Consider the following 17,719-nt stretch of genomic DNA (forward strand, 5'->3'; position numbering starts at 1 on the left):
AATTTAATAAAAAACATGACAAATTCGCAGAAACACTTGGTAGGTGAAATTCTTCTACAAATGATTAATGTCCATAGCGCAAAAAATAGTGAGGAGCTGAGAACTATAGGACAGCTCGTTTATAATGTGGCATATCAGGTTGAGCCTTTAATGATAGAGGGAATAGACGGACTCAGAGTTGCAGACCATAGAGGAAAAGATTTGTTGATGTCAATTCTTGCTAATGATATAAATGATTTAGGGAAAGAAGTCTACCCGACTTTAAAAGATGAGAAATTCATGATGTTAACATCTTTGAGAATTTTGATTGGAGCATTCGTTTTAATGAGTGAACAGGATCTGAAAGTGATAAAGAAAACTTTAGGTTAGATGGAATTAAAACCCTACCAGCAAAAAGTCATTAAGGATCTAGAATTGTTTTTGCAGTATCTGCAAGAAAAGGATAAGCCTAGTGCTGCCTACAATTCTTTTTGGGAAGATAAAGTAGGTCCATATTCGCCACAGATAGATGGTTCGTTCAAGGGAATGAGACCCTATAAAGATAATGTCACAGGAGCTACACATATTGCCATAAAGGTTCCTACTGCGGGTGGTAAGACGTTCATTGCCTGTAATGCGTTGCATACGATCAATAAGCACATGAGCCGTGGGAATCCCAAAGCTGTGATTTGGTTGGTTCCATGGTCTAATCTTTTGCAGCAGACCTATAATAACCTTTCTAACCCTTCACATCCTTACCGTGAAAAGCTCAATACCTTATTCAATGGTCGGGTTGAGGTTTATGATAAGGAGAGCTTATTACAAGGTGCCAACTTTAACCCATCATCAGTTGCGGAGCAGCTCAATATTTTTGTTTTCAACTTCAGCAGTCTTAGGATCAATAGCCGTAAGAAAGATGACAGGAAAGTGTATCAAGAAAATGGAGCCTATGAAAGCTTTCGCGAAAGCGTAATAGATAAAAACCTTGTGCTACCAGACACAGATGAGACAGCATTAATCAATGTAATCCGTAGTCTAAATCCAGTAGTCATAGTAGACGAAAGCCATAATGCAGAGAGTGATTTGAGTGTTGAAATGCTTAATAACCTCAATCCTTCACTGGTTTTAGATTTAACCGCTACACCTAAGTCTAATAGTAATATTATAAGTTTTGTAAATGCTATTGAGCTCAAAAAGGAGCACATGGTAAAACTACCAGTAGTAGTCTACAATCACAATCGTAAAGAAGAGGTAATTACTAGTGCCTTACACCTGCAACGAAAATTGGAGCTTCATGCACAGGAAGAAGAAAAGGTCACAGGTCGATATATAAGACCAATCATATTATTCCAAGCCCAAAGTAATATTAAGGGTAAGAACAATACCACGTTTCAGAAGATCAAGGACAACCTAGTTAAGCTACGCATACCCGAAGAACAGATCAAGATCAAGGTCAGTGGTATAGATGAATTAAAGGATATAGACCTAACATCTAGAAACTGTCCTGTTAGGTACATTATAACCGTAAATGCTTTAAAAGAGGGTTGGGATTGTCCTAATGCGTATATACTGGCATCATTAGCAGATAAATCCAGTCCAGTTGAGGTAGAGCAAATTTTAGGTAGGGTTTTACGACAGCCCTATGTTACCAAACATCAAAATGCATTATTAAATCTATCTTTTGTCTTAACAGCATCTGCAAAATTCAATGAAACCCTTGATAACATAGTGGAGGGATTACAGGAGTCTGGTTTCTCACGGGATGATTATTATGCAGAAGAAGCACCAGAAGAGGAGAAAACAGAGAATGAAGTATTGCAGGAAGATCTTTTTGGGGATTCCACACATAATAAACCTGTGAGTGATGATGATTTTGCTGTATCAGATATAACTTTTGATCCTGATGAAAAGGTAACTCTAGAAAGTCTAGAGCAGAATCAGCCTGAAATAGTAAGTTACATAACTGGCAAAGCAAAAACCGAAGGAAAAGCATTTGAAACAATTGTAAAAAATACTGAGGTAGATGATGATACCGCATTAATGACACAGGTTATGGGAAAGAAACCAAAGACTTATAAGGTCATTGACCAATACAAGGAAGTATTGTCAAATTTAAAACTACCGCAATTTTATTTGAAACAAGAACACGATTCAGATGTACAAAGCGTACTATTTGAAGAAGCTGCCAGCTATGATACTCTATTGCAAAAGGAAAAACTGCTAACAGGATTTAACTTGACTGCGCAAGATTCTAATGTAAACTTTGACGAGATCACAGCAGACATAAGAACTATTGATTTCAACGAAGAGAAAAAATCGGTTGAGGTAGGTAAGATGCAGACCAGAACGAAAAGTATTTTACTGGAAAATATCCTAGCTAAGCCTAAAGCTTCTCAGATTAAAGATGTGACTTATCATATAGTTTCTAGATTAGGAGATATGTATCCTATCCCAGAGCAGGATCTACAAGCCTACGTATCAAGAATTTTTAATAGTCTTGAAAAGCAGCAAATTCAAGATGTGATTACCAATGACATTAATTATGTTAGGAGTATAAGAGATCACATCAATAATTTGACCAGTGAATATTCAAAAATCCAGTTCAAACATGGAATAGCGATCAGGCAGATATTTACAGATACAAGATTTGAATTACCAGAGAGCATCACCCCATTAAGAACCAGCACCTCAATTGCAAAGTCCTTGTATCAATTAGAAGGGCATATGAACAACTTTGAGCGTGATATGATCACAGACATCCAATCCATGAATAACGTGTTGTTTTGGCACCGAAATTTGGACAGAGGCAAGGGTTTTTTCCTGAATGGTTTCAGTTCCAATCACTACCCTGATTTTATAGTCTACACAAAAAGTGATCATGTCATCTTAATTGAAACAAAAGGAGATGATCGTGACAATGATGACAGCCGTGATAAAAATAGGCTAGGACAAGCATGGGATAAAGCAGCTGGAAATCAATTCAGCTATTTCATGGTTTTTCAAACCAAAGAGGTTGAGGATTGTTATACGGCTAAGAGTATAATTGGGGTTGTAAAGAATTTGTAGATTATGACAAATAACCCAATTAATTACCTCGAAATTAAGATCTCAGATAAAATTATTGGGTACTCCATAAATATTGAAAATATTGAGGATGATTTTGCTGAATATATTGATGACAAATTAATCACCATATGTAGGGGAAATAGAGACATCAAACTTTCTAGTGTGAAAACAGAGTTTATTAATTATCTAGAAGCTAAAGGTCAATCTAATTTATTACAAGGCTCTGTATCAGAATTCTTTATACATCTCTTTTTAAATAGTCAAGATTATAAACAAGAGTTTTTATATTTCAATTTAGAGGAAAACTCCATGAAAAAAGGGTTTGATGGTTACTATTCCAAAGGGGATAAAGATTGGATCCTAGAGAGCAAATCAACAACCCAAATTGATAAAACGCACAAAGAAATAATTAGTATTGGCTACAATGGTATTAAAAAGAAAGTTGAGGGAGTTGATTCTCAAAATAACCCTTGGGAGAATGCATACAATCATGCTAGCTTAGGAGCAGTTGCTACTAAAAACACTCTTTTGAAGAAACTTAGTGCGCTATCTGAATTGTACACGGAAAAAAGCTTCGGAGAGATAAAAGATTTTGACCTCATGATTTCTTCAACAATCTTCTTGGAAGACAGTTGGAATGAAATAAATACAGATGAGTTGAAACAAGAAATCATTAAATATTTGGAGGATAAAAACTATAAGAGCATAATTGTGATTTGCTTAAATAAAAAATCGACAATGCACCTTTTAGATTATTTAAAGCGGTAGTATGTTATCAAGTGAAAAGTCTACGTTTACTGCACTTGTCAAAGGAAATACTTTTTTTAAAGAAGTAATATCAAAACTTACTCTAGATCAAGATTTAAGCGAAGTTGAAAAAAGCTATATTTTATCATGTGCACTTATTTTTCTTGATCGGTACAATAATGATCGGAGAAATAAAAGCTTCGCTGATTTTGCATATTATATAGTACTAAAATATTCTTTAAATTTTCAAGATTATAAACCTCTCTATGATTTTTCAGTTGAGTTTGGTTTTTTTCCTATTACTGATACTATTTTGAAAAATAATCTAATAGGAGAAACTAGTTTTAGAGATTTTGTGGTTGGGTTAAAACTTTTGGATTATGAGAAAGTAGTAGATGCACATTCAAAGTATGTTGAAACATTTGAACAAAATACTGAGAGAATCCAATTTGTTCATGACAATTCTCAAGAGAAGAGTTTTTTAGCCCCTACTTCGTTTGGGAAAAGTTCAGTAATTGTAGAATACATTAGTTCATTAGAACAAAAGCAGAAAATTGCAATAATAGTACCTACAAAATCACTTTTGATGCAGACCTATAAAATGATTAGAGATGCAAACTTAGGATACAGGGTGTTGATGCATAATGAGATGTACAAAGATGAAGATAATTTCATCGCTATATTTACTCAAGAGCGAGCTTTAAGGCTTTTAAAATCTGCTGCAATAGCCTATGACTCGTTGATCATTGATGAAGCTCACAATATCTTTAAAAAAGATAATAGAAGTTTGTTATTGGCTAGATTGATTAGACTTAATAAGAATAGAAAAGAAAGCTGTAAAATTGTATACCTCTCTCCACTTATTGATACCGTTAACAGCTTAAAAATTAATTCTGAGCAAGAGATTAATTCTCACACCATTAATTTCAACATTAAATCTCCTGAAATTTTTGAATTTTCTCTTGAAAACAAACTCCTAAAACACAATAGGTTTTTTATAAATGATAACAATACTGGTCTTTTTCTATCTAATTTTGAAAACCATTTTGATCTTATTCAAAAAACTTCAAAAAGTAAAAATTTTCTATATAACTACAGACCAGTTCATATTGAAGATTTAGCCAAAAACTTAGCGGGAATTGTTAATGATAAAGAGAACAATTATTTAAAGGAAATTATAGCCATTCTGAAAGACGAAGTCCATGAAAAATTCTATTGTGTACCTCTATTAAAAAAGGGTATAATTTATCTTCATGGAAAACTTCCGGACTTAATAAAAGAATACTTAGAGAAGAAATTTAAAGAAATACACGATATAAATTATGTTGTTGCTAACTCGGTCATTCTTGAAGGCATGAATTTGCCTGTAGACAATTTATATATCTTTAATACAAGAGGTTTGGGAGGTAAAGAACTTACTAATTTAATTGGTCGTGTTAATAGATTAAATGAGATTTTTAAAAAGGGAAATAACCTCGCTAAGCTATTGCCTAGTGTATACTTTGTAAATAACAAATTATACAACATGCATGGAAATAATGCTTTAAAAATGTTCAATAAAATCAAACTCCTAAGGAATAGAACCTTTAGTGATATAATTGATAACCCTGTTTTGAATAAGTTTGACATTGAATCAATCAAAGATTCTGACAAAGATGCACAGCAAAAGAAACGCGATAAAGTTATCAAGCTCATAGAGTATGAAGATTTTTTAATAAAAGAAAACCTTACCCCTGAGGAAATATTAAAACAATATTTTATAGAGAATAGCTTTAGTATTTTTTATAACGACCTAGATTTTCTAGTTGATAAAATCCTTCAATCTATTAATAATTTAATCTATCTAAGTCCTGATTGGAATAGTAAAAATATTCTTGATAAAATTTTCACCGTATTTATTAAGGACTTTGCTGACAAAGATAATTTTATAATTGATTACGAGTTTTTTAGATTAAATGAAGAGAGCGCAAGAAACTACTACCACACACATATTGAGAATAGAAAAAAGTCTTTAAAAGAGAATATACAAATCGTTTTCAACTACCTTAAATCTAGAAAAAATTCAGAAAACTCTGAAGACCATATTTACTACATAGGCACAACTTACGGCGAGCAAACTTATCAATCTAACAAATACTTTAATGAGCTTAATAATTCCAAGGTAGCAATTAACTTAAAAGTAAAAAATGATGAAGAATTAGTCAATTATGCCATTGTGAAATTGAAGATTGAAGATGACTTTATAAGCTTCAAATTGAATAAGCTTATAGTATTTCTTTATGATTTTAATTTCATATCCAAAGATGAATATAATGAATATGTGTACGGCACTACTAATGAAGAAAAAATAGAGCTTACTAAATTCGGGTTGACGATAGGTCTTATAGACCGTTTGACTAAAGACAAGCAATTAACAAACCTAAAATTTGACGAAAACAATAATCTAACTTCAAATGAAAACTTTCAGGAATATTTAAAAACGTTGAATGATTTTCAACGCTTTGAGATTGAACGTTTCCTGTCTTGAAGAAAATTTACCATGATCAATATTTATGTTTGACAATAAATCAATAGAGCATTTAGGGCACTACGTATATGTGCTAATTCATCCTGAAACAAATGCACCTTTTTATATAGGAATGGGTTCAAGTAATAGAGTGTTTGACCACAAGAATGATGCTTTAAGAACAAGAGATGAAAGTCTGAAACTAGATACAATTAGAAAGATTAAAGACTTAGGTCTAGAGGTCAATCATATTATTGTCAGGCATGGACTCAATAGAAAAGAAGCATTAGAAGTAGAAGCTTCTTTGATTGACTTTGGAAATTATTTAGGTTTTGATTTGTCCAATATTGCTAGTGGACATCATGTAGGAAGTAAAGGTTTAATGACTAGTGACGAAATCATAAGGTTGCATAACGCCCAACCTCTTTATGAACTTCATCATTCTGCAATTATCATCAATATTAATAAAAATTATTTCAGAGGAAATTCTAGCGATGCTATTTATCAAGCTACTAAGCAATCTTGGGTGATAGCGGCACATAGAAGAAATACTATCAAATACGCACTAGCTGAGTACTCTGGGATCATTATAGAGGTATTTGAAATAGAAGATTGGTACTCCATTCATGTTCCAAATAAGAAAAGACAGAATCGTTGGGGATTTAATGGCAAAATTGCACCAAATGTTGTAAGAGATCTATATATCAACAAGACCATTGCTCACACGAAGAAAAGAGGTGCCGCAAACCCAATCAAATACACACTATAATCACTCCGCCAATTAATAATATAGAAATAGAATTTAGTTCTTTGCTAAATAAGGCTGTAGAATTTGCAAAGGATTCTAATGATGCAGTTAATACAAACGGCGCTCCCATAATAAACATTAAAGGAGTAGGGATTGTGTACTTCTTATACCTCTACGAAACAGATATCAAAGAAACTTCGTTGGTTTATATAGGCAAATCAAAAGGTACTTGTTTAAAACAAGGGTACGCAATCATATTTTCAAAAAGCATCCCAGAACTGGTTCAAAACTGGCTAATGTACAGAAGGAAATAGCGAAGGGGAATACTATAAAAATGAAATATTTAAAAATTACTCCAGATTCTTTTAGAAACACGCTTGAAGAAGAGCTTATTAATCATTTTAGACCTTCTTGGAATATTCAAAAGCAAAGTAAGAAATAGAAGACTCTAACAGCTAAATATTATTCATAAGAACGTCAAATACAAACTCCCATTTCAATCCTTTAGGTTTGGACTTTTTCCAAAAACCTCGTTTCTGATCTATCTTTTTAAAATAGAGATTTAATTTTGAGGCATAACTACTAGCTTCGGTACTTACTCGTTTAGGAAGTATTTTAGGTTTACTATCATTTAGAGGCTTAGGTAAAAACTCTTTTGCAACTTCAATATTCGTGATGCTATTAAGCCTACTTAATAATACTGGAAGATTCCTATTAGAAATATTATGAAACTCATCTACAAGTAAACCTTGTATTTCGATAAGTAACTCCATTTCAGAGAAAGAAGTTTCAAAGATTGAAAAGTTTTTGTCAGAATATTTATAGACTCCATTTTTAACTACAATAGGTGCATTGAAACTTAAAATATCACTTCTGAGCACTCTTAGATCATTTCGTATAGTTCTTTCAGAAACGCCACCTTTCTTTCCTGTAGCTTCATTTAAAGCTGTTGAGCATTGCTTTATTAAATACTGCATATCAGATGAAACTAATGTGTTTCTTAGACACTTATCTATAGTCTTATATCTGATTAGGGCATTGAGATTTACAGGCATATAAAATTTTGAAATTGCAGATAGGCTGCAAAATTATTTGCGTTGTTTGTATTTCAATCATCAGAAAAAAAATAACTAACTAATTACAAATTATGAAACAAATCAAAATTATTGCAATAATACTGTTTACCATCATTTTATCATATTCTTGCACATCAGAAGATGAAATGGAAGATCCAAATAATGGAGGTAATCAATCTGCAAACCTCAAAGTTATTAAATCGATTTCTCAAAGTCAATTTGGAAACCTCAATATTCAATTACAAAACGATCGAATATCACGGTTTTACAGTGCTGGTACCACATTCTACCATCACGTAAATTATGATGGCACAGACCGAATTCAAAACATTTATATTGCGGGAACAGGCAATACAAATCTACCATTTCAAGATTTTAATTATGATTACATTTCTGACAGTAATCGAAGTCCATCTGTTTTTTTTAATTATAATGGTTTGAATATAGATGAAATCACCTCTTTTAATTTGGGAGATTTAGAATTTATCTATGACCAGCAAAACCGTTTAGAAGAATTTATTTTGGATGGTCTGAGATTTCAATTTTTGTTTGAACAAGGAGAAAACCCTATCGCTGTTTTAGTCAATAGGGTGGTAGATACTTCTCAACCTACAAGGTATGAATTAACATTTGATGATAAAGTAAATCCATTTTATACAATTTGGAAGAGTTACGGTTTACCATTAAACTTAGCTTATGGTGATCTGCCTGATGATACGTTTGTATTTTTCCCTAACAATTTAATTGTCAAAGAAAATTTACAGTCGCAAGATATTTTTAGAATCAATTATCAATATGATGATGAAGATCATCCAACATTCTACAGGTATACGGATGATCAAGGAAGAACCAGATCGGGCTTTTTTGATTATTATTAGTAACAAGCAATACAATTATTGTCTTAGCCTGAGAGAGATTTATATAATATAAGATGAGAAACAATAAACAAGAAAAGAATATTGATAGAGAAACAAAGCCTGATGATGATATAGACATCAAAAAGGAAATGACGCATAAGTTATATTCTAATTTGATGAATCAAATTGAAGTATTGTTTGGATATAATGTTTTGGATTCTCAACTAGAAGACGATTCCGATATCAAATCACACATTGACCAATCTACCAAGCTGTTCAAATTTGCACTTACCACCAAAAAAGAAGATTTAGGACTATCAAGCGAGGATATAGATAATCTTATTGATAAAGTTTCTTCTAATGTTTACAATCAAATTTTTGATGACTAGAGATCTCACAATAAATCATTGTTAAGGGAGCAATTATTAGGTTTTACGTATGACATTTAATCATAAAAAGCAACTGCAGTGAGAGTGTTCAAAATATAACTATAAAAAATATGAGTAATAAATCACACAATACCACGATAATCGTTGGACTAATCATTATAGTAGTTTCCTTTGCTTTTGCGGCTTCTAATACCATAGTATTTCTATCACTATTAGTTGTCGGAGGTGCATGCATTTTTTTAGGTATGAAAGACTTAGATAATTAGCAGCTTTTAGTGACAAATCGTTTATTTTTATTATAATAAATAACATTAAAATAAGACACAATACGGATACCCTAATGATCTAAAAGCTAATAAACCTAATGTAATTGGGATAACTCAGTCCTTGGTTCGAGCCCAAGAAGAGGAGCAGAAAGCCGTTCAGAGATGAACGGCTTTTTTGTGTTTTAAAGCGAAAGTTTAAAAAATGAGAATTGACAACTTTTCAATCTTTCTTAAATTGTTGAATGTCTCATACAGTATACATTCTTTATTCCAATTGTCTCGACCGATATTATATCGGTGAAACTGCAGAAATAAAAAAGAGGCTTGACTTCCATAAAAATTCGCCTACGCAAAAATTTACTGGAAAAGCAGATGACTGGGAACTGTTCTTTGAATTTGATTGTGAATCAAAAATGCTAGCCAAAAAGATTGAGGCACATATCAAAAGAATGAAAAGCCGAAAGTATATTCAAGACATTAAAACGTATCCCGAAATAATTCTTCGTCTCAAAGCTAAATATTCTTAATCACGTTGAACCCACGGCTTCATAGCATAGAAATTCAACCAGCCTAAATTGATAATCCAGCCCTAGATTTCCATTTTCAGATTCCCTATATTTACGTTAAGTGCAAATACTTTCAATCCATTACTCAAGTAATTGGATTTCAATATATAACATAGGAGAATGAGCTGTAATAGTTGTGGAACTGGTGATAGCGCACCAGGTGGATGTAAGAATCACGGTACCTGTGGTACCTCAGGATGTAATAAACTTACTGTTTTTGATTGGCTGGCTAACATGGAACTACCAGAAGGCCAGGAAATGTTTCCCTATGTTGAAGTAAGATTTAAGAACAGCCGCAAAGAGTTCTTTCACAATCATGAGAATCTACCATTAAAAATAGGCGATGTCGTGGCCACGCAATGCGCTACTGGCCATGATATGGGCATTGTCACACTAACCGGCGAGTTGGTACGCGTTCAAATGAAACGCAAGCGCGTCAAATTAGATAGCGATGAGGTTCTCCAGATTTACCGCGTTGCCAATCAGAATGATATTGATAAATGGAAGGAAGCTCGCGGTCGTGAGGATGAGATGAAGATCAAAGCACGTGAGATCGCGATCAGATTGAATCTTAAGATGAAGATTTCTGATATTGAATTCCAAGGTGATGGTTCTAAAGCTACTTTTTTCTACACCGCAGACCAGCGTGTGGATTTCAGGGAATTGATCAGGGAATATGCAGGAACCTTCCGTACGCGTATTGAGATGCGGCAGATAGGTTTGCGACAGGAAGCAGCAAGATTGGGCGGTATAGGGTCCTGTGGCCGTGAATTATGTTGCAGCACCTGGCTGACAGATTTTAGATCAGTTACAACAAGCGCGGCACGTTATCAGAACCTTTCTTTGAATCCTCAAAAGTTAGCAGGACAGTGTGGAAAACTTAAATGCTGTCTCAACTATGAGTTGGACTCATATATGGATGCACTGAGCAACTTCCCAAAACAAAACCAAAAGCTTTATACAGATAAAGGAGTCGCGCTTTGCCAAAAAGTAGACATCTTCAAAGGCCTGATGTGGTACTGCTACGACGGCGAGTGGATGAACTGGCACACGTTGACTACAGATCAAGTACACGAGATCGTTGCTAAAAACAAGGCAAAAGAAAAGGTGGCAGGTATTGAAGAATACGCTAGAGAGCTCGTTATAGAAGAAAAAGTAAGCTTTGAAAATGTAGTAGGTCAGGATAGCCTCACCAGATTTGATAACAAATCTAGCGGTGCTAAAAGCAAGCGTAAAAAGCGACGTAACAACCGTAATAAGAAGAAAGCTCCAGCGGGCAATAAACCTGCCGTTAAAGCAGATGGGCAAAGCAATAAAAGCCCAAACTCCAACCAGAATAAGTCCACCAAACCTCGCAGGAATAAAAGCCGCAAGCCTAAACCTGGAAATACAAACAACGACAAGAAATAGATGAAGCCGCAGCATCGCCTTACTATTTTTATACTGGTAATGTTTGCAATCACTGGATGTGACGACAATCTGGTGGCGACAGACAACATTTCTTTTGATAGCGCTGCCTGGCCGGCAAATGAACCAGTCGAGTTTATGATTGAGCCTGTGGACACCATCAGCGATTATCAGATATATTTGAATATGCGCAACAATAAGGCGTATGCATTCAAAAACCTGTGGTTGATCACGCAAATGAAATTTCCGCAGGGAAAGATCGTTACAGATACATTGGAGTATGCGATGGCAGATGCGAGAGGTGCATTTTTAGGCACTGGCAGCGATGTCGTTGAAAATAAGTTAACATATAAGAAGGGATTCCGCTTTCGCGAAAGCGGAACATACCAACTTACCCTACAACAAGCCATGAGAAAAAGTGGTAGTGCAACACCATTACCACAACTGGAAGGTGTGCTGGATGTAGGATATAGTATTGAAAAAAATAGTCAAGATGGCAGCAACTAAAGCTCAAGAAGCAACGCGCAAACAAGAATTACGGGCAAATGTGGTCTTTTTCTGGAAATTGGTAGGACTAGCAATAGGATTGCTGGTTTTGATATTTATATTAACCAGTTGGGGCGTATTCGGCTCCTTACCAGATCACACAAAACTGGAGAATCCAGATACAGATCTTGCTACAGAGATTGTTGCATCTGACGCTATAACACTCGGGAAATTCTACAAAGACAATCGTACACCGGTAAGTTTTGAAGAACTGCCACAAAATATGGTGGACGCACTCGTATCAACTGAAGATGAGCGATTCTTTGAACATAGCGGTATCGACTGGTATGGTACTATGAGAGCGGTCGTATTTCTGGGACAGCGTGGTGGTGCGAGTACCATTACACAACAGCTGGCAAAAAATTATTTTACTGAGAAACCAGCCACAAACATCGTGGCCCGTATAGGTCAAAAGCTCAAGGAATGGATTATTTCCATTAGGCTGGAAAAACAATATACCAAACAAGAAATCATTGCACAGTACCTGAATCAGATTACCTTTTTGTACAACGCAGATGGTGTGCGGTCTGCGTCTAGAATTTACTTTGGAAAAGAGCCCAAAGATCTCAATGTAGAAGAAAGCGCGGTTATAGTGGCGATGCTTAAAAATCCACGACAATTCAATCCACGCCGTGAGATAAGTAAAGACAAATCTTTCCAACGTCGCAATCAGGTTTTTGTACAAATGGTGCGCAACGACAAAATGACTGAGGCTATGAAGGATAGCTTGAGAGAGCAACCTATTGAACTCAATTTTAGTCCAGAAACGCATAATGATGGAATGGCCACCTATTTTAGAGAATATCTGAGAAGTTGGCTAGATAAATGGATTGATGAAAACCCTAATCCTGCAGATGGTGAGAAATACAACATCTACCGTGATGGTCTTAAGGTCAATGTAACGATCGATAGCCGCATGCAAGCCATCGCAGAAAAATCGGTACAGGATCACATGAAAAACCTTCAAGCCGAATTTGATCATCAAAACAGAAACCTAAAAACAGCACCTTTTAGAGACGTTAATGAAGAAGAGGTGGACAGAATCCTCGCATCTGCAATGCGCAGGTCAGAGCGTTGGAGAATACTCAAAGCTGATGGAAAAAGCGATCAAGAAATCAAGGATAGCTTTCTCGAGAAAACAGACATGACTGTGTTTTCATGGTCAGGTGATATCGATACACTCATGACACCGCTGGACAGTATTAAGTACTACAAAAAGTTTTTACAGGCAGGTATGATGTCCATGGAGCCACAAACAGGTCATGTAAAGGCATGGGTTGGTGGTATCAACCACCAGCATTTCAAGTTTGATCACGTGAAAAAAGGAAAGCGCCAACCAGGATCAACGTTTAAACCATTTTTATATGCAACGGCAATTGATCTTTTGAAGTTTTCGCCATGTATGAAATTTAGTGATGGTGAATACACCATTCCAGCTGGCCGTTATGGGAACCAGCGTGACTGGACTCCTAAAAACTCTAGTGGTGGATATGGTCAAATGAGAACGCTTAAAAATGCTTTGGCTAATTCTGTCAACACGGTTTCTGCGAGATTGATGGATGAGGTAGGACCGCAAGCGGTCATTGACAGAGTAAAAACGTTAGGTATTGATACAAGTAATATGAGAGCTCAACCAGCACTTGCCTTAGGAACAGAAGATGTGAGCCTTTACGAAATGGTTGCGGCTTATGGAGTTTTTGCAAATGGTGGCATCTACAATGAGCCAATCCTAGTTACGAGCATAGAAGATAAAAACGGAACTGTTTTGTATCAATATATGCCAGATTCCAAAGATGTAATGAACCCTGAAGTTGCGTATACTACAGTTAAACTTATGGAAGGAGTTGTCCAAGAAGGTAGTGGCGCTAGACTGCAGGACGCTTGGAGAGGCAATCAATCTTATGCCAATATCCTAACCGATTATCCATATGAGCTCAAGAATCCTATCGCAGGAAAAACGGGTACCACACAAAATCAAAGTGATGGATGGTTTATGGGAATGGTTCCCAATCTAGTGAGTGGTGTTTGGGTTGGCGGTGAAGATCGATCCGTTCACTTTCCTGGGATTACCTATGGTCAAGGAGCATCAATGGCTTTGCCTATTTGGGGTTCCTACATGAAAGGATTGTATGCTAATGACAATATTGAGGTATCAAAATCAAGTTTCCCTAGACCTGCAAACCTTTCTATTCAAACAGATTGTGCTAATTACAATGATGGTAATGGCAATCCTGGTGACGAAGATGATGGTGGTGAACTAGATATGTAACTATGATTCATAAGCTGACTCTTGAAAATATCCTTTTTCTGGATATTGAAACAGTTCCTCAACATGAAAATTTTGAGGACCTGAAACCTATAGATCAAGAGTTGTTTTCTCAAAAAACTCAATATCAACGCCGTGATGAATTCTCACCAGCAGAATTCTATGAGCGTGCAGGAATCTGGGCAGAATTCGGTAAAATCATTTGTATTTCTGTTGGATTCTTTAGAGAATCATCATCTGGTAGAACCTTAAGAGTACACAGTTATAATGGCGATGAAAAGCAATTATTGATTGAATTTGCTCAAATGCTAGAAGAGCATTTCTCAAGACGTGAGCATCTACTTTGCGGTCACAATGCAAAGGAATTTGATTTCCCCTTTATCGCCAGGCGCATGATTATCCATGGTTTGGAACTACCTGCAAAGCTTAATCTATTTGGTAAGAAGCCATGGGAAATTCCACATCTTGATACGATGGAGTTGTGGAAATTTGGTGACTATAAGCATTATACAAGTTTGAAATTACTGACTCGTATTTTAGGAATAGAATCACCTAAAGATGATATAGATGGTTCACAGGTGAGAAATGTCTATTATAATGAAAAGGATGTAGAACGTATTACTCGCTATTGTGAACGTGATGTAATTGCTGTGGCGCAAGTAGTTCTCAAGTTACGTAATGAAAACCTATTGCAGGATGACCAGATCATCATCAAATAATCTTCAAATTGATGTGAAGGGCTTGAACCTTTCCTTCAAAAATGGCATTAGATATACTCAAGTATTGCATAATATCGACATCCAGCTTTACAAGAATGAAATTCTGGCGGTAGTTGGTGAATCGGGTAGCGGTAAGTCGGTTGCCAGTAAGATTTTGATGGGTTTGCTTGATAGTAAGCATATTAAGGTAGATGCAAAAAAGGCCATAGTTCTAGAGAAAGATGTTTTGGAGATGGAACGTGGTGAATGGTCACGCTTTCGCGGAAGCGAGATCTCCATGATCTTTCAAGAGCCCATGAGCTCGCTCAATCCCACGAAAACTTGTGGTGAACAAGTTGCTGAAATCTTAAAGATTCATACGCAACTTAACTCTAATCAGCGCAAACATAATGTCCTTGAGCTTTTCAATAAAGTAAAGCTCCCACAACCTGAGCTGACTTATCAAAAGTATCCTCATGAAATTAGTGGTGGTCAAATGCAACGTGTGATGATTGCGATGGCCGTCGCCTGCAAACCGAAGATCTTGATTGCAGATGAACCAACGACCGCGCTAGATGTTACGGTACAGAAAGAAATTATGCTACTGCTCAAATCGCTGCAGCAAGAATATGGATTGAGTATTCTTTTCATCTCTCACGATTTGTCGCTTGTAAGATCTATAGCAGATCGTATTATGGTGATGTATCAAGGCCGTATGGTAGAAACCAATGAAGCTCAATCACTATTTGATGATCCACAGGAACAATATACCAAAGCTCTTATTGCTGCCAGACCAGAAACAGATCGCAGATTAAAGAGACTGCCTACCATCAAGGATTTCATGGAAAAGCGTATCGTTGACAAGGTTGAATCCAATGCTCAAAGAAATGAGCGTCATTCAGCTTTATATGATAGCAAACCGATATTGAAAGTAAATAACGTTGTCAAAGATTATGCTCTAAAGAAAAAACTCTTTCAAACCCAACAATATTATCGAGCAGTCGACGAGGTGAGTTTTGAACTTTATAAAGGAGAAAGTTTAGGTCTAGTTGGGGAAAGCGGTTGCGGTAAAAGTACGTTGGGTAACATGATTCTTGGATTGCTTCCCATAACCAGTGGCCAGATTCTTATTGATGATCATGATATCAGTAAGATCTCGTCGAACGCTCTTAGAAAGTTGCGCAAAAAAATACAGATCATTTTTCAGGATCCTTTTGCCTCGCTTAACCCGCGTATTAGAATAGGCGATGCGATCATGGAACCCATGAAATGGCATGGTATAGGTAGCAGCGATAAAGACCGCAGACATCGCGTGGAAAAATTACTGGAACGTGTAGGCCTAGAGGCTGGTTATTATAATCGTTATCCTCATGAGTTTAGTGGTGGACAACGTCAGCGCATTGGTATTGCTCGAGCAGTAGCCCTAGAACCAGAGTTGATTGTGTGTGATGAATCAGTGAGTGCTCTGGACATAAGCGTTCAGGCTCAGGTGCTCAATCTATTGAATGAGTTTAAGGAAGATCTGGGTTTCTCATACATCTTTATTTCTCATGACTTGAGCGTTGTCAAATATTTTTGCGACCGCGTTATTGTGATGAATAAAGGTAAAATTGAAGAAGAGAATGAAGCTGATGAACTCTATTTGAATCCACAAAAAGAGTATACTAAAAAGCTGATTGACGCAATCCCTTAAAATGAAATGAGCGCTAATAAAAAATCCCATCCCGGTAAGGCCGAGATGGGATTTCATTTTGAAAGCAAAAATCTAAAACGTAAAAAACGTTCGTGACACAAGTTTACAAAGTCCTTTAATAAATCTGTAAGTAGATATAATGCTATTGGGTTTTTGAATTGATGCTTGCACGATGTTATTATTTGTATTAGACCTCTAATATCTTAAATAAATCCAAATAAACCTAGTTAAAGGCATAATAATTCGATGAAGTGCACATCTTTTCTTTATAATTTGTTAATTACTTTCAGCTGCTTCTCGTTGCTCTTCGGCTAAATGATCCAAATAAAGAATCCCATTGAGGTGATCAATCTCATGTTGAAATATCACTGCGGTAAAATCCTCCACCATTTCAACAACGTGTTCATTCTTCATGGTATCATATTCTACTAGAATCGCATAAGCTCGCGAGTTGAGCGTGTCGCGACGGTCAGGAATGGACAGACATCCTTCACGACATTCCTGTTTTTTCTTGGAGTATTGTTTAATCACTGGATTCAAAATCACCTCAAAAGGAAATTCTGGCTTGTCAAAGCGTTGCACCCAGGCGATGCGCTTAAGAACTCCTACTTGCGGTGCCGCAATTCCAGCGCCCAGTGACATGCTATCCCTCACGGTGGCATACATACGATCGACCAGTCGCTGTAGCGTTTTGTCTTTGGGATCGACATCTACCGCGATACTATTCTGGCGCAATAGAAGGGAATCTGATTCTTTGGTAATTTTAAAAACCCGCATGGGTGCTGTTGCCTCATCACTCATGATGATCGCGTGTTGCGTATTTGAAAATTGGTTGGATTGTTGCGCTTTCGCGAAAGCGAAACTCACCAACATCATCACTGCAACGATATAAATTTTTGATTTCATCAT

15 protein-coding genes are annotated in these 17,719 nt (G+C 36.0%); 13 read left to right on the plus strand and 2 right to left on the minus strand.

The window, feature by feature from the left end; translation table 11 throughout:
- Positions 1–15 precede the first annotated feature (15 nt).
- Genes BLO34_RS12170 through BLO34_RS12190 form a run of 5 tightly spaced genes read left to right on the plus strand, consistent with a single transcriptional unit; the run spans position 16 to position 7,067 of the window.
- Positions 16–369 carry a hypothetical protein gene (locus BLO34_RS12170; RefSeq protein WP_090755672.1) on the plus strand — a complete coding sequence of 118 codons (354 nt, stop codon included), beginning with the start codon at positions 16–18 and terminating at the stop codon, positions 367–369.
- Positions 370–3,045 (plus strand): DEAD/DEAH box helicase, encoded by a 2,676-nt coding sequence (locus BLO34_RS12175; protein WP_090755674.1) that lies wholly within the window; start codon positions 370–372, stop codon positions 3,043–3,045.
- A gap of 3 nt (positions 3,046–3,048) precedes the next feature.
- Positions 3,049–3,813, plus strand: a complete 765-nt coding sequence (locus BLO34_RS12180) for a hypothetical protein (protein ID WP_090755676.1) — start codon at positions 3,049–3,051, stop codon at positions 3,811–3,813.
- Between the two features lies 1 nt (position 3,814).
- On the plus strand, positions 3,815–6,319 hold the full coding sequence (locus BLO34_RS12185) for a DEAD/DEAH box helicase (RefSeq protein ID WP_090755677.1): 2,505 nt from the start codon (positions 3,815–3,817) through the stop codon (positions 6,317–6,319).
- Positions 6,320–6,344: 25 nt separating this feature from the next.
- On the plus strand, positions 6,345–7,067 hold the full coding sequence (locus BLO34_RS12190; RefSeq protein WP_090755679.1) for an LEM-3-like GIY-YIG domain-containing protein: 723 nt from the start codon (positions 6,345–6,347) through the stop codon (positions 7,065–7,067).
- Positions 7,068–7,501: 434 nt separating this feature from the next.
- Here the strand turns inward: BLO34_RS12190 and BLO34_RS12200 are convergent, their stop codons facing one another.
- Positions 7,502–8,101, minus strand: coding sequence for a hypothetical protein (locus tag BLO34_RS12200; RefSeq protein WP_090755682.1), 600 nt, complete (start codon positions 8,099–8,101; stop codon positions 7,502–7,504).
- 92 nt (positions 8,102–8,193) lie between these two features.
- Here BLO34_RS12200 and BLO34_RS12205 point away from each other — a divergent pair, with 92 nt between their 5' ends.
- The 8 genes from BLO34_RS12205 (at position 8,194) to BLO34_RS12240 (ending at position 16,810) form a co-directional block, all read left to right on the plus strand.
- Positions 8,194–9,000: a hypothetical protein gene (locus BLO34_RS12205; protein WP_090755683.1), complete on the plus strand. Its 807-nt coding sequence runs from the start codon at positions 8,194–8,196 to the stop codon at positions 8,998–9,000.
- Between the two features lie 53 nt (positions 9,001–9,053).
- Positions 9,054–9,368 carry a hypothetical protein gene (locus BLO34_RS12210; RefSeq protein WP_090755685.1) on the plus strand — a complete coding sequence of 105 codons (315 nt, stop codon included), beginning with the start codon at positions 9,054–9,056 and terminating at the stop codon, positions 9,366–9,368.
- Between the two features lie 508 nt (positions 9,369–9,876).
- On the plus strand, positions 9,877–10,161 hold the full coding sequence (locus BLO34_RS12215; RefSeq protein WP_090755687.1) for a GIY-YIG nuclease family protein: 285 nt from the start codon (positions 9,877–9,879) through the stop codon (positions 10,159–10,161).
- A 159-nt stretch (positions 10,162–10,320) separates the two neighbouring features.
- Positions 10,321–11,610, plus strand: coding sequence for a stage 0 sporulation family protein (locus tag BLO34_RS12220; protein WP_090755688.1), 1,290 nt, complete (start codon positions 10,321–10,323; stop codon positions 11,608–11,610).
- A gap of 39 nt (positions 11,611–11,649) precedes the next feature.
- Complete coding sequence (locus BLO34_RS12225) at positions 11,650–12,114, plus strand: gliding motility lipoprotein GldH (RefSeq protein ID WP_090755690.1); 465 nt, start codon at positions 11,650–11,652, stop codon at positions 12,112–12,114.
- On the plus strand, positions 12,101–14,422 hold the full coding sequence (locus tag BLO34_RS12230; protein ID WP_090755692.1) for a penicillin-binding protein 1A: 2,322 nt from the start codon (positions 12,101–12,103) through the stop codon (positions 14,420–14,422). The genes BLO34_RS12225 and BLO34_RS12230 overlap by 14 nt, the downstream gene beginning before the upstream one ends.
- A gap of 2 nt (positions 14,423–14,424) precedes the next feature.
- Complete coding sequence (locus tag BLO34_RS12235; RefSeq protein ID WP_090755693.1) at positions 14,425–15,138, plus strand: 3'-5' exonuclease; 714 nt, start codon at positions 14,425–14,427, stop codon at positions 15,136–15,138.
- Complete coding sequence (locus tag BLO34_RS12240; RefSeq protein ID WP_090755695.1) at positions 15,116–16,810, plus strand: ABC transporter ATP-binding protein; 1,695 nt, start codon at positions 15,116–15,118, stop codon at positions 16,808–16,810. Before BLO34_RS12235 ends, BLO34_RS12240 begins: the two co-directional genes overlap by 23 nt.
- 276 nt (positions 16,811–17,086) lie before the next feature.
- On the opposite strand, the gene def is transcribed toward BLO34_RS12240, so the two are convergent.
- A complete protein-coding gene (def, locus tag BLO34_RS12245) occupies positions 17,087–17,716 on the minus strand; it encodes a peptide deformylase (protein WP_231959491.1) in 630 nt (209 codons plus the stop codon).
- Between the last annotated feature and the right edge of the window lie 3 nt (positions 17,717–17,719).

This window comes from Nonlabens sp. Hel1_33_55 (assembly GCF_900101765.1).
GTDB lineage: Bacteria > Bacteroidota > Bacteroidia > Flavobacteriales > Flavobacteriaceae > Nonlabens.

Excerpts from the sequence above, each read along its gene's own strand:
- BLO34_RS12210 (WP_090755685.1), top strand. The coding sequence starts at position 9,054 with ATGAGAAACAATAAACAAGAAAAGAATATTGATAGAGAAACAAAGCCT.
- BLO34_RS12190 (WP_090755679.1), top strand. The coding sequence starts at position 6,345 with ATGTTTGACAATAAATCAATAGAGCATTTAGGGCACTACGTATATGTG.
- BLO34_RS12220 (WP_090755688.1), top strand. The coding sequence starts at position 10,321 with ATGAGCTGTAATAGTTGTGGAACTGGTGATAGCGCACCAGGTGGATGT.
- BLO34_RS12230 (WP_090755692.1), top strand. The coding sequence starts at position 12,101 with ATGGCAGCAACTAAAGCTCAAGAAGCAACGCGCAAACAAGAATTACGG.
- BLO34_RS12175 (WP_090755674.1), top strand. The coding sequence starts at position 370 with ATGGAATTAAAACCCTACCAGCAAAAAGTCATTAAGGATCTAGAATTG.
- BLO34_RS12225 (WP_090755690.1), top strand. The coding sequence starts at position 11,650 with ATGTTTGCAATCACTGGATGTGACGACAATCTGGTGGCGACAGACAAC.
- BLO34_RS12170 (WP_090755672.1), top strand. The coding sequence starts at position 16 with ATGACAAATTCGCAGAAACACTTGGTAGGTGAAATTCTTCTACAAATG.
- BLO34_RS12185 (WP_090755677.1), top strand. The coding sequence starts at position 3,815 with ATGTTATCAAGTGAAAAGTCTACGTTTACTGCACTTGTCAAAGGAAAT.
- BLO34_RS12215 (WP_090755687.1), top strand. The coding sequence starts at position 9,877 with ATGTCTCATACAGTATACATTCTTTATTCCAATTGTCTCGACCGATAT.
- BLO34_RS12240 (WP_090755695.1), top strand. The coding sequence starts at position 15,116 with ATGACCAGATCATCATCAAATAATCTTCAAATTGATGTGAAGGGCTTG.
- BLO34_RS12180 (WP_090755676.1), top strand. The coding sequence starts at position 3,049 with ATGACAAATAACCCAATTAATTACCTCGAAATTAAGATCTCAGATAAA.
- BLO34_RS12235 (WP_090755693.1), top strand. The coding sequence starts at position 14,425 with ATGATTCATAAGCTGACTCTTGAAAATATCCTTTTTCTGGATATTGAA.
- BLO34_RS12205 (WP_090755683.1), top strand. The coding sequence starts at position 8,194 with ATGAAACAAATCAAAATTATTGCAATAATACTGTTTACCATCATTTTA.
- BLO34_RS12200 (WP_090755682.1), bottom strand. The coding sequence starts at position 8,101 with ATGCCTGTAAATCTCAATGCCCTAATCAGATATAAGACTATAGATAAG.
- def (WP_231959491.1), bottom strand. The coding sequence starts at position 17,716 with ATGAAATCAAAAATTTATATCGTTGCAGTGATGATGTTGGTGAGTTTC.